Genomic DNA, 24,842 nt, shown 5'->3' on the forward strand with positions numbered 1-24,842 from the left:
GTCAGCGTCCGATCAACAGGGAATTCGGGTTGCGTTCGATGCTGCGCGCCAGCTGGCTGACCGCGCGGGCGGCGTCGCGGATCTCGCGCAGGGCGCTCAATGTCTCATCGTTGAACGAGGAGCGCGCGCCATAGGTGGCCAGCAGCCCCTCGGACTGGGCGATCAGCCGGTCCAGCCGCGCCGAAAGCTCGGGCAGGCTTTTCGAGGCGCGGGCCACCGCGTCGGCGGCGTCGCGGGCCGAGGCCATCGTGGCATTGGCGTTCTCGACCGCGCCGCCCTCGCGCAGGTCGGCCAGCGCGCCGCGCACCTCGTCCAGCGCCGCGTTGAGCGACGCGGGCAGGGCGCGGGTGGCGTCGCTGTCGACCACCGCGTCGGCGCTTTCCAGCAATTGCCGGGCGGCCGTGACCAGTTCCTCGGCCTGCAGCGCGTTGGCCTTCTCGGCCACGGCGCGCAGTTCCTCGATCAGCTCCGGCACCCCGTCCGAGGCCGTAGCCAGGTTCGCGGCGATCCGGTCGGCCTGTTCCAGGGTCGAGATCAGCCGTTCGGTCGCGCCCCCCTGGCGGAGATCGGTCACGACGGCGCGCAGCTCGGCGATCGTGTCGCGCAGCTCGCCCGGCAAGGCCTGGGTCGAGGGCGCGTTGATCAGCGCGCGCGTGTCCGTGAGAAGGGCCGACACATTGTCGGGCAGTGCGACGGTGCTGTCGCGGCGCAGAAGCGCCTCGGCGCTGGCCATGACCGCGGTGGCCTGTTCGATCAGATCCTCGATCGGCAGCTCGTTGATCCGCTCCAGGACACCCTGCGCGGTGGCGGTGAAATCGGGAAGGTCCGAAGTCACGCTGGGCACCAGCGGCAGCGGCTCGGAATCGCGCTGGAACGTGGCTGGATCAGCATCCGGCAGCTCCACCAGTTCGACCACCAGCGCGCTGCTGAACAGGCTTGTCGTGGCCAGGCGCGCGCGCAGGCCCTTGGCCACCGCTGCCTCGAGGAAATCGAGCACGTCGTCGCGGTCGGCCCCGCGCGGCAGGCCCAGGCTTTCAGGCAGAATGGACAGCCGTGCCAGCGGCCGCAGTTCGGGTCCGAACTCGGTTTCCTCGATATTGGCCTGGATGGCCACCACCTCGCCCACGTTCAGCCCGTTCAGTCGCACGGTCGCCCCCGGCTCCAGGCCGGTCACCGACTCGCCGAAGGCGGCTCCGACCTCGACCGCGGCCTCGTTGGTGCCCGCGAAAAGGCTGCGGCGGGCCTCGGCCTCGTCGGCATAGACGGTGAAGACATGGCCCGGCTTGACCGGAGTGCCGCCCTCGTAGACCGAGTCGAACTTCACGCCGCCGGCAACCAGGGCCGAGATGCTCTCGAACTCGACGCTGAGACCGGCGCTGCTGAACGAGACATCGAAACCGGACGTGTCCCAGAAGCGGGTGGCGGTGTTCAGCCGGCGGTCATGCGGCGCCTCGATAAAGGCGTCGACCACCACGGCATCGGAGGAGACCACGAGGCGCGGCTGTTCCAGCCGACCGATCCGGACCCCGTGGAAATAGACCGGCGCGCCTTCGGACAGAAGGCGGCCGTCCTCGGCCAGAAGGGTGATCCGCTTGCCCGGGCGGCCCGGCTGCACCAGTGGCGGCCCGTCCGAGCCGACGAACCGTGTTGCCGGCACGCCGACCTCCTGGTCCCAGGCACCTTCGATATAGACCCCCGACAGCACGGTGCTGAGCCCGGTGATCCCCCGCGCGCTGACCTGCGGGCTGACGATCCAGAACGTCGCCTCCTGGTCCAGGAAGGGGGCCACGTTCTTGTCGACGCGGGCCTGCACCACGACCTTGCTGAGATCCGGGGAAAAGGTCACGTCCTCGACCTGACCGATGCTGACGTCGCGGTAGCGCAGCGTCGTTTCCTTGGGCGTGACGCCCTGGGCGGAGTTGAACGTGATCTCGATCAGGACCCCGCGGTCGGCATAGGTCTGCCAGGCCAGGCCGAGCGACACCATGAGCGCCAGCACCGGAACCACCCACACGAAGGAGAGGTTGCGCCAGAAAGCGCGTCGCGGCGGCGCGATGTCCAGGTCTGCCGGTGTCGGGTCGGTCACGTATCGTCAGCCTCGTAGGCGTCCCAGAGGGACTTGGGATCGAAACTCTGGGCGGATATCATCGTGAATGCAACCGACAGCGCGAAACAGACCGCTGCAATCCCGGGGTTGATGGTCGCCACGAAATCCAGTTGCACCAGCGCCGCGAGGATCGCTACCACGAAGACGTCGATCATCGACCACCGGCCGATGAACTCGACGACCTCGTAGAGATGCTGGCGCTCGAGCCCCCGTGCGGTGCCCGGATGGTCGATCGTCAGGGCCAGGTATCCGATGGCGATGAACTTGCCGATGGGGATCATCACGCTGGCGAAGATCACGACCCCGGCGACGAAATAGGATCCGTGCTGGAACAGCTCGATCGCACCGCCGATGATCGTGTTCTCCAGCGTGTTGCCGAAGGTCGAGGTCAGCAGCATCGGGTAGATATTGGCCGGGATATAGGCCAGCAGCCCGGCCAGCCACCAGGCCCAGACCCGTTGCAGGCTGGTCGCATCGCGGCTGGCCAGCGCCGAGCCGCAGCGCCGGCAGCCCGCGGTGCCGGCGGCATGCACCGCGCCGCACCGCCGGCAGCCCAGAAGGCCGGCGCGGCGCGCGGTCAGGAGGGTCTGCGTTCTTCGAGCGTTTTCCATATCGTGAACTTGCACATGATGTTGTCCTTCAACACCGTTACCAAAACCAGCGCGACAAAGGCCCAGAAGGCGGGGCCCAGGGTCACGTGGGCCAGCCCGGCCACCTTGACCAGCGCCACGGCCACCCCGACGACGAAGATCTCGGCCATTGCCCAGGGCTGCGAATCCTCGGCCCAGCGCATCGCGGCGGCGGCGTGGCGGGGCGGCGGATAGCCGAATACCATCGGCGTCAGCGCATAGGCGATGGCCCCGAACCGCACCAGCGGCAACACCACGATCAGCGCCGCCACCGCAACCGACAGCGGCAGCATGATGCCGCGCGAGAACGCCATGATCGCGTCGAAGACCGAACTGCGGCTGTGCAGCCCGCTGGCGTCGATTTCCAGGAACGGAAAGAAGACGGCGGCCACCATCAGAATGGCCGCCGTCGCCGCCAGCATGACGATCCGCGTCATCGCGTTCAGATGCGGGGCGAACAGGACCGTGTGGCAGCGGTGGCACCGTGCCTGCGCGCCCGGCGGCACGTCCGCCTCGCGGTGCAGCGCGTCGCAGACCGGGCAGGCGACAAGCCCCTCGGGCTGCAGGGCGGCGCCTTCGGGCAGGCCGCGGGATGGGCGGTCTTGCGGCAACGGTCGATCCTCGTGACTGGCGCGCGCGCGTCTCGCGCCGCCGTCCATATCTAGGGGATCACCGCCGGCATGTAAAAGGGCCTCAGGCGCTGCGGCGGCCCTCGCCATCGAAATAATAGGCATTTGCCGCGTCATAGCCCAGCCGCAGCTCGTCACCCACAGAGACCGGGTGCTGCCCGAACAGGCGCACGGTGATCGGTGTGGCCGGGGTGCGCACGATCACGTTGGTGTCGCCGCCCAGGCGCTCGACATGGGTGACATCGCCGCGCAGCGCGCCGTCCTCGGCGACATAGAGCGCCTCGGGGCGCAGGCCCAGGGTGCGCGTGTCGCCGGGCTGGACCAGTTCGGCGGGCAGGAAATTCATCGACGGCGCGCCCAAGAAGCCCGCGACGAACTGGTTGGCGGGATTGTTGTAGAGATCCATCGGGCTGCCCACCTGTTCGACGCGGCCGTCGCGGAGCACGACGATCTTGTCGGCCAGCGTCATCGCCTCGGTCTGGTCATGGGTGACATAGATCATCGACGCGTCGAGCGCCCGGTGCAGGTTGGCGATCTCGATCCGCGTATTCATGCGCAGCGCCGCGTCGAGGTTGCTGAGCGGTTCGTCGAACAGGAACAGCTTGGGCTGGCGCACGATGGCGCGGCCGATGGCGACCCGCTGGCGTTGCCCGCCGCTGAGTTCCGAGGGGTAGCGGTCGAGATAGTCGCCCAGGCCCAGCATCCGGCTGGCCTCGGCGATGCGGGCCTCGATCTCGGCCTTAGGCTGGCGTTCCTGCTTGAGCGCCAGCGCCATGTTGCCGCGCACGTTCAGATGCGGGTAGAGCGCATAGCTCTGGAATACCATTGCGATGCCGCGCCGGGCGGGCGGGGTCAGGTTGACCAGATCGCCGCCGATGCGGATCTCGCCGGAACTGGCGTCCTCAAGTCCGGCGATGACGCGCAGCAGTGTGGACTTGCCGCAGCCCGAGGGGCCGACGAAGACCACGAATTCACCATCCTCGACCTCGAGATCGATATCCTTGAGCACATGCACGTTGCCGAAGGACTTGTTCACGGATTTCAACGACAGGGCGGTCATGACTGGCTCCTCGGAAAGGTGACGGGCGCGCCGGTGCGGATGCTGTGGTCGGCGGCCAGGCAGATGCGCAGCGATTGCACCGCGTCCTGCACGTGGCGGGTCAGGTCGATATCCTCGGCAATGGCGCGCAGCATATAGGCCTGCTCGGCATCGCAGAGCTGCTGGTGGCCGGGTTCGTCTTGCATGTCGATCCGGCGGTCGCCCGCGGGCGTGTGGACCAGGATGCCGCCCACGCGGGTATGGCCGTCAACGTCGCTTGACGCGCCCTTGTTGCCGTCCGTGATCGACACCGATCCGTTGGGGCTGACGATATCCTTAACGAAAAACGCGGTCTCCGACATCATCGGGCCCCAGCCGGCCTCGTACCAGCCGACCGAACCATCGGTAAAGACCACCTGGAACTGGCCGTAGTTGTACATTTCCGGCGCGATCTCGTCGGAAAGGCGCAGGCCCATGCCATGTACGCGCACAGGCTCGGCATCGGTGATCTGGCACATCACGTCCACGTAATGCACGCCGCAATCGACGATCGGGCTGGTGGTCTGCATCAGCGCCTTGTGGGTCTCCCATTCGGCGCCCGAGCTTTGCTGGTTGAGGTTCAGCCGGAACACGTAAGGCCCGCCCAGCGTGCGTGCCTCGTCGATCAGGCGCATCCATGACGGGTGGTGGCGCAGGATATAGCCCACCACCAGCTTGCGTCCGGTCTCGCGGGCCATCGCGGCCACGCGCTCGGCATCCTCGACGGTGGTGGCCAGCGGCTTCTCGACGAAGACATGCGCGCCTGCCTCCATCGCCGCGCAGGCGAAATCGGCATGGCTGTCGGAATAGGTGGCGATCACCGCCAGATCCGGCCGGGTCTCGGCCAGCGCGGCATGGAAGTCGGTGAAGACCGGATAGCCGGCCAGGTCCGGGTGATCGACCCGGCCCGAGCGGTTGACCAACCCGACGATCTGCGCATCCGGGTGGTGGTGATGGGCCAGCGCGTGGCTCAGCCCCATATTGCCGAGGCCGGCGATCAGGACACGGGTCATTTCACAGCTCCCGAGGTGATGCCGCGGATCAGTTGCCGCGAGAAGATGACGTAGAGAACCAGCACCGGCAGGATCGCCATGCTGAGCGCGGACAGGACCGCATTCCAGTCGGTGACGAACTGGCCGATGAAGACCTGGCTGCCCAGGGTCAGGGTCTTGACCTCTTCCGCCGGCGCCAGGATCAGCGGGAACCACAGGTCGTTCCAGATCGGGATCATGTTGAAAACCGCCACGGTTGCCATTGCCGGCCGCACCAGCGGCAGCACCAGGCGGAAGAAGATCGTGTATTCGCTGAGCCCGTCGATGCGGCCGGCGTTCTTCAGATCGTCGCTCACCTGCCGCATGAACTCGCTGAGGATGAAGACGGCCAGCGGCAATCCTTGCGCGGTGTAGACCAGGATCAACGCCCAGAGCGTATTGACCAGCCCCGTGGCCACCATCATCTCGAGGATTGCGACCGTGCCGATGCGGATCGGGATCATGATCCCGAGCGCCAGGTAAAGCCCCATGACCATGTTGCCGCGAAAGCGGTACTCGGCCAGCGCAAAGGCCGCCATGGCGCCGAACAGCAGCACGAAGAACAGCGAGCCGACGGTGACGATCAGCGAATTCTGGAAGTAGAGAAAGAAATCCCCCTGTTTCATCACTGTCTGGTAGCCGATCATCGAAAAGCTCTCGGCATCGGGCAGGGCCAGCGGCTCGCGGAAGATCGCCTTGCGGGTCTTGAAGCTGTTGATCAGGATCACGAAGACCGGAAACAGCGCGATCAGCGTGTAGAGGATCAGCGCGCCATGCATGGCGAACTTGTTCAGCGGATTTGCGCGGGCTTGGTTCATCGCTCGGACCTCACAGCTGATAGCGGCGCATCCGGGTCTGGATGCCGAAGAGGTAGATGCACACACCCACCAGGATGATCGCGAACATGGCCCCCGCGATGGCCGAACCCATATGCGGATCGCCCAGCTGCAGCTGGAAGCCGAAGAAGGTGCGGTACATGAAGGTGCCCAGGATATCGGTCGAGAAATCCGGCCCCGCCAGTGCGCCCTGTGCCGCATAGATCAGGTCGAAGGCGTTGAAATTGCCCACGAAGGTGAGGATCGAGATGATCCCGATCGAGGGCAGGATCAGCGGCAGCTTGATCTTCCAGAAGGCAGAGATGCCGGTGACGCCGTCGATCTCGCCGGCCTCCAGGATCTCTTCGGGGATCGACAGGAGCGCGGCATAGATCAGCATCATCGGGATGCCGACGAACTGCCAGACCGAGATCAGCGCCAGCGTGGTCAGCGCGTATTCCTCCTTGCCCAGCCAGGGCGCGAACAGCGACTTCAGCCCCACCGCGTCCAGCATCGATGGCGCGATGCCCCAGATCGGTGACAGGATCAGCTTCCAGGCGAAGCCCACGATCACGAAGCTGAGGATCGTGGGGATGAAGATGGCCGAGCGATAGAGCGCGGCGAAGCGCAGGCGCGGGTGGCTGAGGATGGCGGCCAGCGCAACGCCGATGGGGTTCTGCACCAGCATATGCACGATGAAGAACCAGAAATTGTTGCCCAAGGCGTTCCAGAAGGCGGGTGCCCAATTGGGATCGCCGAACAGCGTCTGGAAGTTCTGCAGGCCGACAAAGACGCGTTCCTGGTCGACCTTGCTGTAGAGCGCCAGGCGCAACGTGTTGAACAGCGGAAAGATCATCACTGCCGTGTAGACCAGTACCGCCGGGGCGAGGAACACGACAAGATGCCAGCGGAAGCGGGGCTTTTGCATGGGACTCTCCGATCATGTCCCGGGCGGGCGGATGACCCGCCCGGGAAGGTTGCAGCCGTGAGTGGCGGGTTTACTGCTGCGGTGCGTACCAGCTGGCCAGGCCGTCCTGCAGCTTCTGGCCCAGCTCTTCGGGCGTCGCGGTGCCCTTGATCGCTGCCGCCGACGCACCCCAGGTCTCGTTCTCCAGATTCGGCGTTCCGCGCGACAGGATCTGGTAGGTCGAGCGGATGGTCGACTCGCATTCCTCGCGCCAGCTGACGAACTCGTTGGCCAGCGGGTCCTGGATTTCGACCGGCGTGCTGGACAGCGGGAAGAAGCCGGGCAGCGCGTTGCCGAAGATCTCGGCGAATTCCGGGCTGGCGACCCAGGCAAGGAAGGTGCGCGCGGCCTCGGGATGTTCCGTCGCGGCGTTCATGCCGATGCCGATATCGGTGTGATCCGAGATGTAGCAGGTGTCGCCCGCGGCCTTCACCGGCGGCTTGAACGCGCCCATCTCGAAATCGGCCTGCGCGTTGAAGCCCGAGACCTCCCAGCTGCCGGCGGGATAGATCGCGGCCCGGCCCAGGGTGAACAGGTTCTGGCTGTCGGGATAGGTCTGCGCCTCGAAACCGTCGCCCAGATAGGGCGCCCATTTCGCCAGTGTGGCATAGGGCTCGACCCATTGCGGATCGGTCAGCTTCTGCTCGCCCGCGATCAGCGCCTGGCGGCCTTCCTCGCCGTTCCAGTAATTGGGGCCGATGTTGTTGTAGCCCATGGTGGCGGCTTCCCACTGGTCGTTGGTGCCCATCGCCATCGGGGTATAGCTGCCGTCTTCCTTGATCTTGTCGAGCACGGCAAAGAACTCGTCCTCGGTCTGCGGCTCTTCCAGGCCGAGTTCCGCAAAGGCGTCCTTGTTGTAGATGAAGCCGTGGATGACGCTGGCCATCGGCACGCAGAAGGTGGCCTGCCCGTCGTCGGTCTGCCAGGCGGATTTTGCCACGTCCGAGAAGTTCGACATGGCGTCGAGGTCCGAGAGATCGGTCAGGTGGCCGGCCTCATACAGGGCAAGCGAGGCGTCGAAGGGGCGGCAGGTGATCAGGTCGCCCGCGGAACCGGCATCGAGCTTGGAATTCAGCACCGCGTTGTATTCGGCCGGGGCCGAGGGGGTGAAGTTCAGCTTGATATCCGGATGTTCCGCCTCAAAGGCAGGGATGATCTTGTCCTGCCACAGGGCCAGGTCGTCGTTGCGCCAGCTTTCGATGGTCAGCGTGACGTCCTGTGCGGCGGCGCCGCTGGCCGTCAGGGCCGTGGTCGCCAGCGCGATCAGCATGAAGTTGCGTTTCATTTTGGTCCTCCCGTTTGGTTTATTCATCTGTCGTCAGGTTCGTGTCGCAAGCATGTGCAGCGCCGGCCGCAGCCGGCCGCCATTTTCGGACAGCAGGGCACGGGCGGCTTCCTCCGAAGCCGCGCCGGCCGCGATCAGCACGGCGGGCTTGACCTCGCCGCCGGTGGTTTCCAGCGCGGCGGCGGCGGCCGCGTCGTCGGCGCCGGTCACGGCGCGGACAATCCCGGCGGCGCGGGCGCGCAGCTTGGCGTTGTCGGCACGCAGGTTCACCATCATCCCGTCATGGATGTGGCCAAGCTCCAGCGCCATCAGGGTCGAGAGCATGTTCAACGCGATCTTCTGCGCGGTTCCGGCGCCCATGCGGGTCGAGCCGGGGATCACCTCTGGCGGGGTCGCCAGAAGGATCGGGTGGTCGCTGCAGCGCAGGAGCGCAGAGTCGGCGTTGTTGGCGATGCCGATCAGTGTCGCACCGCATGCGCGGGTCCGTTCGGCGGCTGCAAGCGTGAATGGCGTCGTGCCGCTTGCAGAGACCGCGATCACCGTGTCGGCCGCTGTCAGGTCCGCCATCTGCGCGGGCAGGACGCCGCTGGCGTCCTCGGTGTCGCCCGGCATCTCGGCCGAACGGGGCAGCCCGCCGGCCATGAGGATCCGGATCCGGTTGGCGTGGATGCCGAACGTGCCGCCAAGTTCCATCGCGTCAGCGGCGGCCATCAGGCCCGATGAGCCGGCGGCGGCATACCACAGGCGCCCTCCGTCGCGCAGCGTCCGCGCCATGGCCTGGGCGCCGGCGCAGATCGCCGCGCCCGCCTCCATCGGGGCCAGCGCGGCCGCCGCCTGGGCCTGCGCAAGGGACTGCGCCGCGTCGCGCAGGGGGCGCGTGTCCAGGCCCTTGGCGTCGTGATGTGGCATTTCGGTATTCGGCAGCGGCACGTGATTCTCCCCGGGTGCTGACTAGATCATACCTATTAGATACCATTTGTCTACCATCTATTCCCTGAGCCAAGTCTGGACTCGTTTTGGGCCGTAAATCTTGATTTTGGTCCTGTTTAGGTCTTTCGAAATCAAAATAGGTAGTATAAAGGTATTTACATGATGATTGGATTGGACTCTGCTGTGATCGCCGTGGACGGCGGCGGAACGCGCTGCCGCCTGGCGCTGGCCGATGCGTCCCGCGTGCTGAGGGTCGAGGTCGGTCCGGCCAATGTCACGTCGGATTTTCATGGCGCGATCCGGGCCATCCGCGACGGTCTGGACCAGTTGGCCGCCCGGTCCGAGGTTGAACTGGCCGCGCTGAGTGGCCTGCCGGCCTATCTGGGGCTGGCCGGCGTGACTGGCGCCGATATGGCCCGGCGTGTCTGCGAGGCCCTGCCGTTTGAGCGTGTGACGGTCGAGGATGACCGCCCGAGTGCCTTGCGCGGCGCGGTCGGCGCGGCCGACGGCGCGATCGCCCATTGTGGCACCGGTGCCTTTCTCGCCGTGCAGGATGGCGGCCGCGCCCGTCTGGCCGGCAGCTGGGGATCGGTGCTGGGCGACGAGGCGTCGGCCTTCTGGGTCGGGCGCGCGGCGTTGGCCCACACATTGCGGGCGCTGGACGGTCTGGCGCCGCAGGGCGCGATGACCGCCGAACTGCTGGACCGGCTCGGATCCGGCGCTGAAATCGTCGCCATGGCCACGCAGGCCGGCCCGGCCGAGATCGCTGCGTTCGCGACAACCGTGACCCGGCACGCGGCATCGGGTGATGGGGCTGCGCGCGACATCCTGCGGCGCGGGGCGGCCTGCATCGCGGCGGATCTGCGCGCGATGGGCTGGCGGCAGGGCATGCCGCTGTGCCTGACCGGCGGCCTGGGGCCGGCCTATGCCGACTGCCTTCCGGACGACATGCGCGCGGCCGTGACACCGCCGCTGGGCCAGCCCATCGACGGCGCCATCGCCCTTGCCCAGGCCTTCGCGAAGGAGCGCGCGGCATGACCATGGCCGAGTTCCTGCGCCCGGCCGAATGGCTGAACCGAGAGGCGGGACCGCGCTACGTGCAGTTGCGGCGGCGGCTGGAGGAGGCGATCGAAAGCGGCCTTCTCGCCCCCAACAGCTCGCTGCCGCCCGAGCGGGAGATCGCGGATCTGACCGAACTGTCCCGCGTCACCGTGCGCAAGGCGATCCATGAACTTGTGCGCAAGGGCGCCGTCGTCCAGGTGCAGGGCTCGGGCTCCTTCGTGCGCGAACGCGAGGAGAAGGTCGAACAGTCGCTGTCGCATCTCACCTCGTTCACCGAGGACATGCGCCGCCGCGGCATGGAGACCGAATCGCAATGGCTGGAACGCGGGGTTTTCATGCCCTCGCCCGAGGAGGTCGTCGCGCTGGGCCTGCCCGCGGGCGAATCCGTTTCGCGGATCTACCGTTTGCGCACGGCCGGTGGACGGCCGATGGCGCTGGAACGGGCCGCCCTGCCGCTCGACATCCTGCCCAACCCGCTGGAGGTCACGACGTCGCTCTATGCCGTGCTGGAACGCGGCGGGGTCCGTCCCAATCGGGCGATCCAGAAGATCTCGGCCAAAAACCTGGCCGAGACCGAGGCGGAATTGCTGGACGTGCCGGTCGGCGCCGCCGGGCTGAGCATCCAGCGCACCTCCTACCTGGACAGCGGGCGCGTGGCCGAATTCACCCAATCCATCTATCGCGGGGACGCCTATGATTTCGTGGCGGAACTGCGGTTGTCGAACTGACGAGGTTCCCGATGACACCCAAACAAACCCAGATGCGCCGCGAGATCGAGGAGATCCCCGTGGCGGTGGACCGGCTGCTGAGCCGGGACGGCGAGGCGGTTTCGGCCACAGCGGCAGAGATCTCCGCGCGCGATCCCGCCCATCTGATCTCGGTCGCGCGCGGGTCGTCGGATCATGCCTGCACCTATCTGAAATATGCCGCCGAGCTGGTTCTGGGCCTGCCGATGGCCTCGGTCGGCCCGTCGGTCGCGTCGATCTATGGCGCCACCCTGCGGGTGCCGGGGGCGGTGTGCCTGTCGGTCTCGCAATCCGGGCAAAGCCCCGACATCGTGCGCATGACCGAGGCGGCAACTGCCAGCGGCGCCTACTCCGTCGCGATCACCAACGACGCGGCCTCGCCCCTGGCCGGGGTCGCGTCGGCCACGCTGGACATCCATGCCGGCCCCGAACGCAGCGTCGCGGCCACCAAGACCTTCGTGACCTCGCTGGTCTCGGGTCTGTGGCTGCTGGCGGAATGGAAGGGCGACGCCGAGTTGCTGGCGGCGATCCGGGCCTTGCCCGAGGCGTTGGAGCGTGCCACGCGCTGCGACTGGTCGGAGGCGGCGGATGCGATAAAGGGCGGTTCCCTCTTTACCCTGGGGCGCGGCCCGTCCTGGGCGATCTCGAACGAGGCGGCGCTGAAGTTCAAGGAGACCTGCCAGATCCATGCCGAGAGCTATTCCTCGGCCGAGGTGCTGCATGGCCCGGTCTCGATCGTCGAGGCCGGGTTCCCGGTGATCGCCTTCGCCGCGCGTGACGCCGCCGAGGCCTCGCTGGTAGGCGTGGCCGACCAGCTGGCCGCCAAGGGTGCGCAGGTCTTCGTCACCTCGGATGAGCCGGGCGGCGCCAGGCGCCTGCCGCATGAGCGCACCGACCATTGGCTGACCGACCCGATTTCGGGAATCGTGTCCTTCTATGCGATGGTGGAACAGGTTGCGCGCCGGCGCGGGATCGATCCCGACACGCCGCGCCATCTGCGCAAAGTAACGGAAACCGTATGAGCGGGCGCAGCTGCACCTATCGCGGCGGGGCGATCTTTGACGGCGCGCGGCTTCTGGCCGGGCATGTGGTGCGCGTGGTCGACGGGAGTGTGGCCGAGATCCTGCCCGAGGCAGAGGCCGGGGATCGCGGCGACATCGTCGATCTGGAGGGCGACATCCTGTCTCCGGGCTATGTCGATCTGCAGGTCAATGGCGGCGACGGGATCATGTTCAACGACGCGCCCGAGGTCGAGACCCTGGCGCGGATGGCCGCGGCGCATCGCCGGTTGGGCGCGACCAGCATCCTTCCGACCCTGATCACCGACACGCCGGAACGGACCCGAGCCGCGATTGCGGCGGCGGTGGAGGCAGTGCGGCAGGGCGTTCCCGGCATCGCCGGCCTGCACCTGGAAGGGCCGCACCTGTCGGTGGCGCGCAAGGGCGCGCATGACCCGACGCTGATCCGCCCGATGGGTCAGGCGGATCTGGACCGGATCTTCGCCGCCGCGGCGGACCTGCCGGCCCTGATGGTGACGCTGGCGCCCGAGAACGTGACGCCCGCACAGGTCGCCACGTTGACGGCGGCCGGCGTGGTCGTGTCCCTGGGCCACAGCGACGCCGGATTCGACACCTGCATGGCCTATGCCCGCGCCGGCGCGAGTTGCGTCACGCATCTGTTCAACGCGATGAGTCCGCTGGGCCATCGCGAACCGGGACTGGTCGGCGCGGCACTGGCCTGTCCGGACCTCTCGGCCGGGCTGATCGCCGACGGTATCCATGTTCATCCCCAGGCAATGCGCGTGGCGCTGGCCGCCAAGACCGGGCCGGGGCGCATCTTCCTGGTCAGCGACGCGATGGCGCCGGCCGGGACGGATCAGCAGGCCTTTGCCCTCAACGGGCGGACAGTGCGCCGCGCTCAGGGGCGGCTGACGCTGGAGGACGGCACCCTGGCCGGGGCCGACCTGGACCTGACCACCGCGATCCGGGTTCTCACGCGCGAGGTGGGGCTGGATCTGCGGCAGTCGCTTGCGGCGGCCACGTCGGTGCCCGCCGATGTGGCCGGGTTGACGACGGGTGCGGGGCGTCTGATGCCCGGCACGCCAGCCGACCTGATCCGGATCCGGCGCGACCTGAGCGGTTGTGTGCCGCTGACATAAGACGCTGCCGCGATCCGCGCCCTCAGCTTTCGGCCGCGATATAGGCGGTGGCCTCGATCTCGATCAGCGCGTCATCCTCGACCAGGTCGCGCACGACCAGCAGGGACATGGCGGGGAAATGCTTGCCGAAGACGCGGCGATAGGCCTGGCCGATCTCGCGCTGGTGGGCGAGATATTCGGCCTTGTCCGTCACGAACCAGGTGAGCCGACCGACATCGGTCACGTCACCGCCCGCGGCGCGGACGATCTCGGCGATATTCCGCAGGGCCTGTTCCATCTGGCCGATGAAATCCCGCGCCTCGAACACCTTGTCGCGGGTCCAGCCGATCTGCCCGCCGATATGCAGCGTGCCGTCCGGCATCAACATGCCGTTGGAATACCCCAGCGCCGGGGCCCAGCCTTCGGGGTGGATGGTCTTGGGATTCATGGCCTGCCCTCCAGCAGTTTCGTCACCTTGTCGCGAACCGGGTCCGGCCAAGGCTCGGGACGCCCGTCCGGCCCGACGCAGACCAGCGTCTGCTCGGCCCGGAACCGCGTTTCCGCCGCGCAGGCCGCCTGTGACTGCAGGGCCATGCTCGTGCGGCCGATGCGCATCAGCGTCAGGTCCAGGTGCAACAGATCGCCGTGGCGGCTGGGTGCGTCGAAGCGGACCTCGATGGCTGCGGTCGGAACCGAGCGGTCCTTGTGGATCTCTTCGAATGGCCAGCCCAGCACCGCGTCGAACATCGCCTCGATGGCGTCGTTGATCATCTCGAAATAGCGCGGATAGAACACCATCCCCGCCGGATCGCAATATTTGAATGTCACCTTCTGCGGCATGCGGAAATGCATCGTCGCCCCCTCAGGTCACGCGCGAGCGGGTCTGGTAGGCCGGGTCGCGCCACAGCTCCTGCCCGATCACATCTTCAAGGATCTCCGCCGCCCGGCGCACATCCCCGGCATCCAGATAGAGCGGGGTGAAGCCGAAGCGCATGATGTCGGGGGCGCGGAAATCGCCGATCACGCCGCGCGCGACCAGCGCCTGCATGGCGGCATAGCCCTGCGCAAAGGCGAACGAGACCTGGCTGCCGCGCTGCTGCGGATCGCGCGGCGAGGCGAGGGTGAGCGCGGGGCAGCGGGCCTCGACCTCGGCGATGAACAGCTCGCTCAGCGCGACGGATGCGTCCCGCAGGTCGGCCATGTCCACCCCGTCCCAGACATCGAGCGCCCGGTCCAGCATCGCAAGCTGCACCACCGAGGGCGTGCCGACACGCAGCCGTTCGGTGGACATGGCCGGGCGATACCCCGGCTCCATCGCAAACGGGGCCTCGTGGCCCAGCCAGCCGGACAAAGCGGGTTCGATGCTCTCGACGATATCGGGCCGGGCATAGATGAAGGCGGGCGCCCCGGGGCCGCCGTTGAGATACTTGTAGCTGCAGCCGACGGCGAATTCGGCATTGCTGCCGGCGATGTCGACGGGCACCGCGCCGGCGCTGTGCGCCAGGTCCCAGATCATCACCGCACCGGCCGCATGCGCGCGCCGCGTGATCTCGGCCATGTCGTGCATCCGCCCCGAGCGGTAATCCACATGGGTCAGCATCACCACGGCCACATCCTCGGTGATGGCGTCGGCCACGTCTTCGGGGGCGGGCGTGCGCAGCTCGTACCCCTTGTCGATGGTGCCGATCAGCCCCTGCGCCATGTAGAGGTCGGACGGGAAGTTGCCGCTGTCCGACAGGATCACCCGCCGGTCGGGGCGCATCCGGAGCGATGCGGCCAGCGCCTGATAGACCTTGATCGACAGCGTGTCGCCGGTGGCAACCGATCCTGCGGGCGCGCCGATCAGCCCGGCGATCCGGTCGCCCACCCGGCGCGGCAGGTCCATCCAGCCGGCGCTGTTCCAGGCGCGGATCAGCTCGCAGCCCCATTCGGCCTCGATCACCTCGGCGGCGCGTTCGGCGGTGCCGATCGGCAGCGGACCCAGCGAGTTGCCGTCGAGATAGATCACCCCTTCGGGCAGATCGAACAGATCCTTGCGGGGAAGCGAAGTGGGCATGGTCACAATTCTCCTCTCAGGTGCCAGAGTTCGGGAAACAGCTCCACCTCCAGCATGCGGCGCAGGTATTGCACGCCGCTGGTGCCGCCGGTGCCGCGCTTGAACCCGATCACCCGTTCCACCGTGGTGACATGGTTGAAGCGCCAGCGGCGGAAGTAATCCTCGAGATCGACAAGTTTTTCGGCCAGGTCATAGAGGGTCCAGTACCTGTCGACATCTTCGTATACGATTTTCCAGCGCGCCTGGATCTCCGGCCGCGCCTGGTGCGGTGTCTCGAGCTGGGGCGCGGGCATGTCACCCTCGGCGCCGTCGACGATGCGGAACAGGACGCGCACCACCTCGTCGTAGAAGCTGGGCCGCGCCAGTTCGGCCTGCAGAGCCGCATGCGCCGCGGGGTGGTGTTCATGCGGCCTGAGCATGTTGGGGTTGCGGTTGCCCAGCACGAACTCGATCATCCGGTATTGATGCGACTGGAACCCCGAGGAGGGGCCCAGCGCCTCGCGGAACCGGGTGTAATCCGCCGGAGTCATGGTGCGCAGGACATCCCAGGCGTTGTTGAGCTGCTCGAAGATCCGCGAAACCCGCGCCAGCACCTTGAACATGCGCGGCAGATCCTCACCCGTCAGGGCGGCCCGCGCGGCGGTCATCTCGTGGATGATCTGCTTCATCCACAATTCGCTGGTCTGGTGCTGGATGATGAACAGCATCTCGTCATGCGCGTCGCTCAGCGGATGCTGTTGCGACAGTACGGTGTCGAGATGCAGGTAGTCGCCATAGGACATCGCATCGGCAAAGCCCATCTTGGCGCCCTCGGCACCGGGGTCATATGGTTTCTCGCTCATGGCGCCTGCCTCAGCCTGAAGCGCTGGATCTTGCCGCTTTCGGTCTTGGGCAGCGCCTTGGTGAACACCACTTTCCGGGGGTATTTGAACGGGGCGATTTCGGCTTTCACATGCTCCTGCAGGCGGCGGGTCATCTCGTCGCCCGGCACCTCGCCCGCGCCGAGCACCACATGCGCCTCGACGATGGCGCCGCGCTCGGGATCGGGGGCGCCGATCACCGCGCATTCCGCCACCGCCGGGTGGCTGAGCAGTGCCGCCTCGACCTCGGGTCCCGCGATGTTGTAGCCCGAGGACAGGATCATGTCGTCGTTGCGCGCGGCAAAGTGGAAATAGCCGTCGGCATCCATCGTGAACGTGTCGCCGGTGATGTTCCAGCCGTCTTGCACATATTCGTTTTGCTTCTCGCCACGCAGGTAACGGCAACCCGTGGGGCCGCGGACGGCCAGCCGGCCAGGCTCTCCGGGTGGCATCCCGGCTCCGTCCGGGCTGATCACCCTGGCCTCGTAGCCTTTGACCGGCTTGCCGGTGCAGGCGGGGCGGTGGTCGGTGAAACGGTTGGTGATGAAGATATGCAGCAGTTCCGTCGCGCCGATCCCGTCCAGCATCGGCTTGCCGGTCTTCTCCATCCACTCGTCATAGACCGGCCCGGGCAGTGTTTCGCCGGCCGACACGGCGGCCCGCAGCGAGGTCAGGTCGGCGCCCTCGTCCATCGCCCGCAGCATCGCGCGATAGGCGGTGGGGGCGGTGAAACAGACCGTGGCGCGATACGTTTCGATGATCTCGATCATGTTGGGGGGCGAGGCGTTCTCCAGCAAGGTCGCCGCCGCCCCGAAGCGAAGCGGAAAGATCGCCAGCCCGCCCAGCCCGAAGGTGAAGGCCAGCGGCGGCGAGCCGACGAACACATCGTCGGGCTGCACATCCAACACCTCGCGCGCATAGCCGTCTGCGATGATCAGCAGATCACGGTGGAAATGCATCGTGGCCTTGGGGTCGCCGGTGGACCCCGAGGTGAAGCCGATCAGCGCCACGTCGTCCTGTGCGGTGTCCACCGCGTCGAACAGAACGGATTTCTCCAGCGCCAGCCGGTCGAGTTCTGCATCATGGTTCGAGGTGCCGTCGAAGCCCACCACCGTTTTCAGGAAAGCGCTGTCCTTGGCCGCGCTGGCCAGCTCGTCCATCAGCCGCGTGTCGCACAGCGCATGGGTGATCTCGGCTTTCTCCACGTATTTGCGCAGCTCGCCCGCCCGCAGCATCGGCATGGTGTTGACGACCACCGCGCCCGCCTTGGTCGCGGCCAGCCAGCAGGCGACCATCGCCGGGTTGTTGGCCGAGCGGATCAGCACGCGGTTGCCGGGCTTCACGCCCAGATCCTCGACCAGCACATGCGCCAGGCGGTTGGTCCAGTCGGCCAGTTCCTTGTAGGTGCGCCGCCGGCCATTGCCGATCAGCGCGGTGTGATCGCCCAGGCCGCGCTCGACCATGCGGTCGGTGAGTTCCACCGCGGCGTTCAGCCGGTCGGGATAGTCGAACCCGTCCAGCAGCAGGTCGGGCCAGGTCTCAGGCGCGGGCAGGTTGTCGCGGGTGAACGTGTCGGTATGGGCCGAAGGTCTGAGCATCCTATCCTCCCTGAAAGGCGGTCAGCGTCTGGCGGGCGATGACCACCCGCTGCACGTCCGAGGCGCCCTCGTAGATCCTGAGCGCGCGGATCTCGCGGTAGAGCCGTTCGACGGTCTCGCCCGAGCGCACGCCGTCGCCGCCATGCAGCTGCACCGCCCGGTCGATCACCTTCTGCGCCTGCTCGGTGGCGAACAGCTTTGCCATCGCCGCCTCGCGGGTGACGCGCGGAGCGCCGGTGTCACGGGTCCAGGCGGCGCGATAGACCAGCAGCGCGGCGGCGTCGACATCGAGCGCCATGTCGGCGATATGCCCCTGCACCATCTGCAAATCGGCAAGCGGCGCGCCCTGCACATGGCGCGTTGTGACCCGCGCCAGCGCCTCGTCCAGCGCGCGGCGGGCAAAGCCCAGCGCGGCGGCGGCGACGGTGGCGCGGAACTGGTCAAGCACGGTCATGGCGATGCGGAACCCCGCGCCAGGCTCGCCGATCAGCGCGTCGGCGGGAATGCGGCAATCGGTGAAGCGCAGGGTCGCCAACGGGTGCGGCGCGATGGTGTTGAGCCGCTCGGCGATCTCGAAACCAGGCAGACCGGCGGGCACGACAAAGGACGACAGCCCCTTGGCTCCCGGCGCCTCGCCGGTGCGCGCGAACAGCGTGTAGAGATCGGCGATGCCGCCATTGGAGATCCAGGTCTTTTCGCCGTTCAGGATGTAGTCGTCGCCATCCCGTCTTGCGGTCATGGTGGAATTGGCCACGTCCGAGCCCGACGCCGGTTCGGTCAGCGCAAAGGCCGAGATCGCCTGACCGGCGCGGGTGCGCGGCAGCCATTCGGCCTTTTGCGCGGGCGTTCCGAACAGCGAGAGCGCCCCAGTTCCCAGCCCTTGCATGGCAAAGGCGAAATCGGCCAGCCCGTCATGGCGCGCCAGCGTCTCGCGGATCAGGCACAGCGCCCGCAGATCCAGCGGCGTGCCGTCCTCGCTGGCGGTATGGCGCAACAGCCCTGCGGCACCCAGATCGGCCACCAGCCGGTGGCAGGCGGCATCCGTATTCGCGTGGTCGAGACCGGGCAGGGCGGTCTGCGCCCAAGCCTCGACCTCATCGGCCAGCGCCTTGTGGCGGGGTTCGAGGAACGGCCAGTCGAGAAAGCTGCGATCCGCCATCAGTCGCCCTCGAAAACCGGTTTCTGCTTGGCGACGAAGGCATGATAGGCGCGGTGGAAATCCTGCCCCTGCATGCAGATCGCCTGCGCCTGCGCCTCGGCCTCGATGGCCTGCTCCAGCGACATCGACCATTCCTGCGCCAGCATCGTCTTGGTCATCATATGAGCAAATCCCGGCCCCTCGGCGATGCGCCGGGCCATGTCCTGCGCGGCGCCTTCCAGTTCGTCGGCGGGCAGCAGGCGGCTGTAGAATCCCCAGTCGGCCCCTTCCTGCGCTCTCATCGACCGGCCGGTATAGAGCAGCTCCGCCGCCCGCGACTGGCCGATGATCCGCGGCAGGATCGCGCAGGCGCCCATGTCGCAGCCCGCCAGCCCGACGCGGGTGAACAGGAACGCGGTTTTCGCCTCGGGCGTGGCGATGCGCATGTCGGAGGCCATGGCCAGGATCGCACCCGCCCCGGCGCAGACCCCGTCGACGGCGGCGATGATCGGCTTGCCGCAGCCGATCATCGCCTTGACCAGGTCGCCGGTCATGCGGGTGAAGCGCATCAGTTCCTTCATGCTCATGTCGGTGAGCGGGCCGATGATCTCGTGCACATCCCCGCCCGAGCTGAAATTGCCGCCATTGGGCGCGATCACCACGGCGCGCACATCGTCGTCGTAATGCAGGTCGCGGAACCAGTCGCGCAGTTCCGCGTAGCTGTCGAAGGTCAGCGGGTTCTTGCGCTCGGGCCGGTCCAGCGCGATGGTCGCGATCCCGCCCGCGATGTGGCATCGGAAATGGTCAGTGTCGCTGCGCATCTGTGGCCTCCAGAGTGTCGGTCAAATGGTCGAGACGGTGGATCATGCCGTCGATATCGTCGGCGTCCAGCCCGCCGAGGATGCCGTCGATCCAGCCCTCATGCGCCGCGGCCTGCTCGGCAAAGACCTGTTGCCCGCGCGGGGTCAGGCGCACGCGATTGGCGCGGCGGTCGCCCGGCACGGCGACACGCAGGGCCAGCCCCTCGTTGGCCAGCTTGTCGACGATGCCGGTTATATTGCCGTTTGACACCCGCAGACGCCTGGAGATCTCGCTCATCTTCAGCCCCTCGGGCGCCCGGGCCAGCGCCGACATCACGTCGAAGCGGGGCAGGGTGGAGCCATGCTGGATCCGCAGGCGCCGCCGGATCTCCTCCTCGATCAATTTGCTGGCCTTGAGCAGCTTCAGCCACAGCCGCAGCCGCGCCTTCGACATCGGCTCGGGGTCAGGGCGGGTGTCGGCCGCGCCGCTCATACCCGGATCTCCGCCTCGGCCTCGCGGTCGGCCAACCGCCAGGCCTGATCGCGCCCGGCGAGATAGGGCAGCGGCCAGTCGGCCAGCCTGTCACCGATGGCCGCACCCGCGTGCAGCGTCCAGTAGGGATCGGCCAGGTGGGGCCGTGCCAGCGCCACCAGGTCGGCGCGGCCCGCCATCAGGATCGAGTTGACGTGATCGGGCTCAAAGATATTGCCGACGGCCATGGTGCAAAGCCCGGCCTCGTTGCGGATGCGGTCGGAAAACGGCGTCTGGAACATCCGGCCATAGACCGGTTTCGCCTCGGGTGTCGTCTGCCCGGCGGACACGTCGATCAGGTCGGCCCCGGCATCGGCAAAGGCGCGGGCGATGGCGACCGCCTCGTCGGGCGTGACCCCGTGATCGCCCACCCAGTCGTTGGCCGAGATGCGCACCGACATCGGTTTGTCCTCGGGCCAGACGGCGCGCATGGCGGCGAAGACCTCCAGCGGATAGCGCAGGCGGTTTTCCAGGCTGCCGCCATAGCTGTCGGTGCGGATGTTCGAGACCGGCGACAGGAAGGACGACAGCAGGTAGCCGTGCGCAGCGTGCAACTCGATCATGTCGAAACCCGCGCGCTGCGCCATCTCGGCGGCGGCCACGAACTGATCGCGGATTGCGTCCATGTCGTCCCGCGTCATCTCGCGCGGGGTGGCGTTGGCATCCGACCACGGGACCGGAGAGGCCGAGACCAGATCCCAGTTGCCCGAGGCCAGCGGTATGTCCATCCCCTCCCAGCCGATATTGGTCGAGCCCTTGCGGCCGGAATGGCCGATCTGGCAGCAGATCTTGGCCTGCGTTTCGCCATGCACGAAATCGACCAGCCGCCGCCACGCGGCCTCATGCGCCGGCGCGTAGAGGCCGGGGCAGCCCGGCGTGATCCGCCCCTCGGGCGAAACGCAGGTCATCTCGGTATAGACCAGCCCGGCGCCACCCTTGGCGCGCTCGCCATAGTGGATCAGGTGCCAGTCGGTCGGGCAGCCGTCCACCGCCTTGTATTGCGCCATGGGCGAGACCACGACGCGGTTCATCAACTCCATCCCGCGCAGGCGGAACGGCGCGAACATGGGCGCGCGGGTGGGGGCGTTGTCGGGTGCGCCCGCCTGGGTCTGGAACCATTTCTCGGCGCTTTCCAGCCATTCGGGGTCGCGCAGGCGCAGGTTCTCGTGGCTGATCCGCTGCGAGCGGGTCAGCAGGGAATAGGTGAACTGCACCGGGTCCATGTCGAGATAGCGTTCGACGTCCTCGAACCATTCCAGCGAGTTGCGCGCCGCCGATTGCAGACGCAGCACCTCGAGCCGGCGTTCGGCCTGATAGCGTTCGAAGGCCGCTTCCATCGTCGGTTCCGAATGCAGGTAGTCGGCCAGCGCAATGGCGCTGTCGAAGGCCAGCCGCGTGCCCGAGCCGATCGAGAAATGCGCGGTGGCCGAGGCATCGCCCAGGAGCACGACATTCTGATGATGCCAGGTTTCGCACAGTACGCGGGGGAAGTTCATCCACACCGCCGAGCCGCGCAGATGGGCGGCGTTCGACATCAGGCTGTGCCCGCCCAGGTGATCGGCAAAGACCGCCTCGCAGGTCGCGATGATCTCTTCCTTGCTCATCTCGGCAAAGCCGAACCGGTCCCAGGTGTCCTGCGCGCATTCGATCAGAAAGGTCGCGGTGGTGTCGTCGAACTGGTAGACATGCGCCCAGATCCAGCCATGTTCGGTCTTCTCGAAGATGAAGGTGAAGGCGTCGTCGAATTTCTGGTGCGTTCCCAGCCAGATGAACTTGCAGGCGCGGGTGTCTATTTCGGGCTTGAAGTGATCGGCATATTCCTGGCGCACGCGCGAGTTGATGCCGTCGCAGGCCACAACGAGGTCATAGTCGCGGCGCAGGCTTTCGGCACTCTCGAACTCGGTCTCGAAACGCAGGTCCACACCCAGCTCGCGGGCACGGTCCTGCAACAGGACCAGCATCTGCCGGCGTCCGATCCCGGCGAATCCATGACCGCCCGAGACCGTGCGCACACCGTCATGCACAACGGCGATATCGTCCCAATAGGCGAAGTGGTCGCGGATCGCCTGCGCGCTGATGGGGTCGTTGACTTCCAGGTTCGAGAGCGCGTCGTCAGACAGCACCACACCCCAGCCGAACGTGTCGCTGGCGCGGTTCCGTTCGATCACCACGACCTCGTGGTCGGGATCCAGCAGCTTCATCGAAATGGCGAAGTACAGCCCTGCGGGGCCTCCTCCCAGACATGCGACACGCATGGATGCCTCCCTTCCCTGCGATGCGGGGTCAGGATAATGTATAAGTATGAAAATTTCAAACCTAAAGTAAAACTCCAAAAAAATTGCGGTCTTAGGCCGCCTTGCCAGTCAGAGGCAGGCGGCCATCAGCCGATAGGTGATCTGCGCGGCGGTGAAGTCCCAGGCCGGATTGCCGTCGGGTGCCAGTTCGACCACGTCGAAACCGACGCAGCGCCGGCCCCTCAACGCGTGTTCCACCAGCCGCAGGGCCTGGTAGTAGCCCAGACCGCCGGGAACCGGCGTGCCGGTCGCCGGCATCTGGGACGGGTCCAGACCGTCCACATCGAAACTGACATAGACCAGCTCGGGAAAATCGCCGGGCAGATCGGCGGCGAGGGTGTTTTCGGTCACAAGCTCCTCGGCATCGCGGAAGAAGACACCATTGGCCTTGCGGCTTTCCACCTCCTGCGCGCAGAGCGCCCGCACGCCGAACTGGGCCAGTCTGATCCCGTCCTCGGCCAGCAGATGCATGACCGAGGCATGGCTGTGCTTCTCGCCCTGATAGGCAACCCGCAGATCGGCATGGGCGTCGATCTGCACGATGCCGATGGGCCGGTCCAGGGCGCGGGCGACACCGGCGACCGCGCCGTAGCTGAGCGAGTGTTCCCCGCCGAGCGTCACGGGAATGCGGCCGGCGCGGGTGGCGGCCTCGGTGCGGGTGGCAAGGCGCTCCATGACTTCGGGCAGGGGGCCGGTGCAGTCGAGCGGCGGTTCGGTGAAGATGCCGGAGGCGCAGGGCTCGGACCCCGCAACGATACGCTCCAGCTCGTTGCTGGCCTCGATGATGGCGGCCGGTCCTTTCGCGGTGCCCGAGCCGTAGGACACGGTGCGCTCCAGCGGCACCGGGATCACCCGGAAACGGCCGCTGTCCCGGCGCTCGTCGTCGGTGAGTTCGCTGTCGAGAAAGACGCTCATGAGAGCCGCTCCTTGAAATCGTCATAACCGAATTCGCGTACGATCCGCAGCGCGTCGGTGTCGCTGTTCCACAGGGCGATGGCAGGCAGGGGGACGCCGTTGAACGTGTTGGTCTTGACCATCGAGTAATGCGCCTGGTCGAGAAAGGCGAAGCGCTGGCCGATCTGCAGCGGCGCGCGCCAAGTGTAGTCGCCGATCACGTCGCCGGCGAGGCAGGACGGGCCGCCGAGGCGATAAGTGTGTCCCGTATCGGCCTCGTCCAGCAGCGCGGGACGATAGGGCGCCTCGATCACGTCGGGCATGTGGCAGGTGGCGGAGATGTCGGTGATCGCAAGGTCCATGCCGTTGGTGGGCAGATCGAGGACCTCGCCCACCAGGATGCCGGCGTCGAGCGCCACCGCCTCGCCGGGCTCGAGATAGACGTCGACACCGTGTGTCTCGCGGATATCCCTGATGAAGCCTGCCAGCGCGTCGCGGTCGTAATCGGCGCGGGTGATGTGGTGGCCGCCGCCGAAATTGAGCCAATTCAGGCCGGGCAGATGGGGGGCGAGCCGGGGTTCTACCGCAGCCCATGTGCGGGCCAAAGGCGCGAATCCCTGTTCGCAGAGCGTGTGCATGTGCAGCCCGTCGACCTGCGCCAGCATCTCGGGTGTCAGCTGGCTGACCGGAGTGCCGAGGCGGGAGCAGGGCGCGCAGGGGTCGTATTTGGGTACCTCGCCCTCGGAGTGCTCGGGGTTGATCCTGAGACCGACCTGTTTCCCCGCCGCGCGGGCGCGGGGGCCGAACCGGGCAAGCTGGGCCGGGCTGTTGAAGATCATGTGGTCGGACAGGGCGATGATCTCGTCGATCTCGCAGGCCTTGTATCCGGCGCAGAAGGTTGCGACCTCGCCGCCATATTCCTCGCGCCCCAGCCGCGCCTCGAAAAGCCCGCTGGCGCAGGTGCCGCCAAGATGTCGCCGGACCAGTGGGGCCAGCGCGAACATGGAAAACGCCTTGAGCGCGGCCAGCACATGCGCGCCCGAGCGGGTGCCGATATCGGACAGGATGGCCAGGTTCCGCTCGACGGCGATCTCGTCGACGACGAAGCACGGACTTGGCACGCGGGCGAGGTCGAACCGGCGAAAGGCGCCCGCGTCGCCGGCCTGGGTGGTCATCATGTCTGCCATTGGCGGCGCCTCCGCTTGGTGGAGAGCGCCGGGGGCGCTGCCCCCGGACCCCCGGAGTACTTTCAAA

Annotated in this window: 24 protein-coding genes; 4 read left to right on the top strand and 20 right to left on the bottom strand. The window is 67.2% G+C overall.

The window, feature by feature from the left end; translation table 11 throughout:
* Position 1 precedes the first annotated feature (1 nt).
* From BMX57_RS15490 to BMX57_RS15530, 9 genes are all read right to left on the bottom strand, one after another.
* Positions 2-2,086: a PqiB family protein gene (locus BMX57_RS15490; RefSeq protein ID WP_177175477.1), complete on the bottom strand. Its 2,085-nt coding sequence runs from the start codon at positions 2,084-2,086 to the stop codon at positions 2-4.
* Positions 2,083-2,718, bottom strand: coding sequence for a paraquat-inducible protein A (locus BMX57_RS15495; RefSeq protein WP_092369102.1), 636 nt, complete (start codon positions 2,716-2,718; stop codon positions 2,083-2,085). The genes BMX57_RS15490 and BMX57_RS15495 overlap by 4 nt, the downstream gene beginning before the upstream one ends.
* The gene (locus tag BMX57_RS15500; RefSeq protein ID WP_229724261.1) at positions 2,685-3,347 is read right to left on the bottom strand and encodes a paraquat-inducible protein A; all 663 of its coding nucleotides are present in this window, start codon (positions 3,345-3,347) and stop codon (positions 2,685-2,687) included. The genes BMX57_RS15495 and BMX57_RS15500 overlap by 34 nt, the downstream gene beginning before the upstream one ends.
* Positions 3,348-3,429: 82 nt before the next feature.
* Positions 3,430-4,425 carry an ABC transporter ATP-binding protein gene (locus BMX57_RS15505; RefSeq protein ID WP_092369108.1) on the bottom strand — a complete coding sequence of 332 codons (996 nt, stop codon included), beginning with the start codon at positions 4,423-4,425 and terminating at the stop codon, positions 3,430-3,432.
* Positions 4,422-5,456: a Gfo/Idh/MocA family protein gene (locus BMX57_RS15510; RefSeq protein WP_092369111.1), complete on the bottom strand. Its 1,035-nt coding sequence runs from the start codon at positions 5,454-5,456 to the stop codon at positions 4,422-4,424. The genes BMX57_RS15505 and BMX57_RS15510 overlap by 4 nt, the downstream gene beginning before the upstream one ends.
* Complete coding sequence (locus BMX57_RS15515; protein ID WP_092369113.1) at positions 5,453-6,292, bottom strand: carbohydrate ABC transporter permease; 840 nt, start codon at positions 6,290-6,292, stop codon at positions 5,453-5,455. The genes BMX57_RS15510 and BMX57_RS15515 overlap by 4 nt, the downstream gene beginning before the upstream one ends.
* A 10-nt stretch (positions 6,293-6,302) precedes the next feature.
* The gene (locus BMX57_RS15520) at positions 6,303-7,217 is read right to left on the bottom strand and encodes a carbohydrate ABC transporter permease (protein WP_092369116.1); all 915 of its coding nucleotides are present in this window, start codon (positions 7,215-7,217) and stop codon (positions 6,303-6,305) included.
* 70 nt (positions 7,218-7,287) lie between these two features.
* The gene (locus BMX57_RS15525) at positions 7,288-8,541 is read right to left on the bottom strand and encodes an ABC transporter substrate-binding protein (protein WP_092369119.1); all 1,254 of its coding nucleotides are present in this window, start codon (positions 8,539-8,541) and stop codon (positions 7,288-7,290) included.
* Positions 8,542-8,574: 33 nt separating this feature from the next.
* Positions 8,575-9,471: an N-acetylmuramic acid 6-phosphate etherase gene (locus BMX57_RS15530; RefSeq protein ID WP_229724262.1), complete on the bottom strand. Its 897-nt coding sequence runs from the start codon at positions 9,469-9,471 to the stop codon at positions 8,575-8,577.
* 159 nt (positions 9,472-9,630) lie between these two features.
* On the opposite strand from BMX57_RS15530, the gene BMX57_RS15535 reads away from it, so the two are divergent.
* From BMX57_RS15535 to nagA, 4 genes are read left to right on the top strand one after another with little or no spacing between them, the layout of a single operon-like run.
* Positions 9,631-10,509, top strand: coding sequence for a glucosamine kinase nucleotide-binding domain-containing protein (locus BMX57_RS15535; protein ID WP_092369122.1), 879 nt, complete (start codon positions 9,631-9,633; stop codon positions 10,507-10,509).
* Complete coding sequence (locus tag BMX57_RS15540) at positions 10,506-11,261, top strand: GntR family transcriptional regulator (protein WP_092369125.1); 756 nt, start codon at positions 10,506-10,508, stop codon at positions 11,259-11,261. Before BMX57_RS15535 ends, BMX57_RS15540 begins: the two co-directional genes overlap by 4 nt.
* A gap of 11 nt (positions 11,262-11,272) precedes the next feature.
* Complete coding sequence (locus BMX57_RS15545) at positions 11,273-12,301, top strand: SIS domain-containing protein (protein ID WP_092369128.1); 1,029 nt, start codon at positions 11,273-11,275, stop codon at positions 12,299-12,301.
* Positions 12,298-13,437 (top strand): N-acetylglucosamine-6-phosphate deacetylase, encoded by a 1,140-nt coding sequence (gene nagA, locus BMX57_RS15550; RefSeq protein ID WP_092369131.1) that lies wholly within the window; start codon positions 12,298-12,300, stop codon positions 13,435-13,437. The genes BMX57_RS15545 and nagA overlap by 4 nt, the downstream gene beginning before the upstream one ends.
* A 22-nt stretch (positions 13,438-13,459) precedes the next feature.
* On the opposite strand, the gene BMX57_RS15555 is transcribed toward nagA, so the two are convergent.
* The 11 genes from BMX57_RS15555 to BMX57_RS15605 all read right to left on the bottom strand — a co-directional run bounded on the left by BMX57_RS15555 (position 13,460) and on the right by BMX57_RS15605 (position 24,775).
* The gene (locus tag BMX57_RS15555; RefSeq protein ID WP_092369134.1) at positions 13,460-13,864 is read right to left on the bottom strand and encodes a RidA family protein; all 405 of its coding nucleotides are present in this window, start codon (positions 13,862-13,864) and stop codon (positions 13,460-13,462) included.
* Positions 13,861-14,268 carry an acyl-CoA thioesterase gene (locus BMX57_RS15560; RefSeq protein WP_092369137.1) on the bottom strand — a complete coding sequence of 136 codons (408 nt, stop codon included), beginning with the start codon at positions 14,266-14,268 and terminating at the stop codon, positions 13,861-13,863. Before BMX57_RS15560 ends, BMX57_RS15555 begins: the two co-directional genes overlap by 4 nt.
* A gap of 10 nt (positions 14,269-14,278) precedes the next feature.
* A complete protein-coding gene (gene kynU, locus BMX57_RS15565) occupies positions 14,279-15,472 on the bottom strand; it encodes a kynureninase (protein ID WP_092369140.1) in 1,194 nt (397 codons plus the stop codon).
* Between the two features lie 2 nt (positions 15,473-15,474).
* Entirely contained in the window at positions 15,475-16,314 is an 840-nt protein-coding gene (kynA, locus tag BMX57_RS15570) for a tryptophan 2,3-dioxygenase (protein ID WP_092369143.1), read from the bottom strand.
* Positions 16,311-17,930 carry an AMP-binding protein gene (locus BMX57_RS15575; protein WP_092369146.1) on the bottom strand — a complete coding sequence of 540 codons (1,620 nt, stop codon included), beginning with the start codon at positions 17,928-17,930 and terminating at the stop codon, positions 16,311-16,313. The genes kynA and BMX57_RS15575 overlap by 4 nt, the downstream gene beginning before the upstream one ends.
* Position 17,931: 1 nt before the next feature.
* Entirely contained in the window at positions 17,932-19,089 is a 1,158-nt protein-coding gene (locus BMX57_RS15580) for an acyl-CoA dehydrogenase family protein (RefSeq protein ID WP_092369149.1), read from the bottom strand.
* A complete protein-coding gene (locus BMX57_RS15585) occupies positions 19,089-19,889 on the bottom strand; it encodes an enoyl-CoA hydratase family protein (protein WP_092369152.1) in 801 nt (266 codons plus the stop codon). Before BMX57_RS15585 ends, BMX57_RS15580 begins: the two co-directional genes overlap by 1 nt.
* Positions 19,873-20,361, bottom strand: coding sequence for a MarR family winged helix-turn-helix transcriptional regulator (locus tag BMX57_RS15590; protein ID WP_092369155.1), 489 nt, complete (start codon positions 20,359-20,361; stop codon positions 19,873-19,875). Before BMX57_RS15590 ends, BMX57_RS15585 begins: the two co-directional genes overlap by 17 nt.
* The gene (locus BMX57_RS15595) at positions 20,358-22,655 is read right to left on the bottom strand and encodes a bifunctional salicylyl-CoA 5-hydroxylase/oxidoreductase (RefSeq protein WP_092369158.1); all 2,298 of its coding nucleotides are present in this window, start codon (positions 22,653-22,655) and stop codon (positions 20,358-20,360) included. The genes BMX57_RS15590 and BMX57_RS15595 overlap by 4 nt, the downstream gene beginning before the upstream one ends.
* A gap of 108 nt (positions 22,656-22,763) precedes the next feature.
* A complete protein-coding gene (gene speB / locus BMX57_RS15600; protein ID WP_092369161.1) occupies positions 22,764-23,609 on the bottom strand; it encodes an agmatinase in 846 nt (281 codons plus the stop codon).
* Positions 23,606-24,775 (bottom strand): carboxynorspermidine decarboxylase, encoded by a 1,170-nt coding sequence (locus BMX57_RS15605; protein ID WP_092369164.1) that lies wholly within the window; start codon positions 24,773-24,775, stop codon positions 23,606-23,608. The genes speB and BMX57_RS15605 overlap by 4 nt, the downstream gene beginning before the upstream one ends.
* Positions 24,776-24,842: the final 67 nt, after the last annotated feature.

Origin of the sequence: Cribrihabitans marinus (genome assembly GCF_900109035.1) — a bacterium.
Lineage (GTDB): Bacteria > Pseudomonadota > Alphaproteobacteria > Rhodobacterales > Rhodobacteraceae > Cribrihabitans > Cribrihabitans marinus.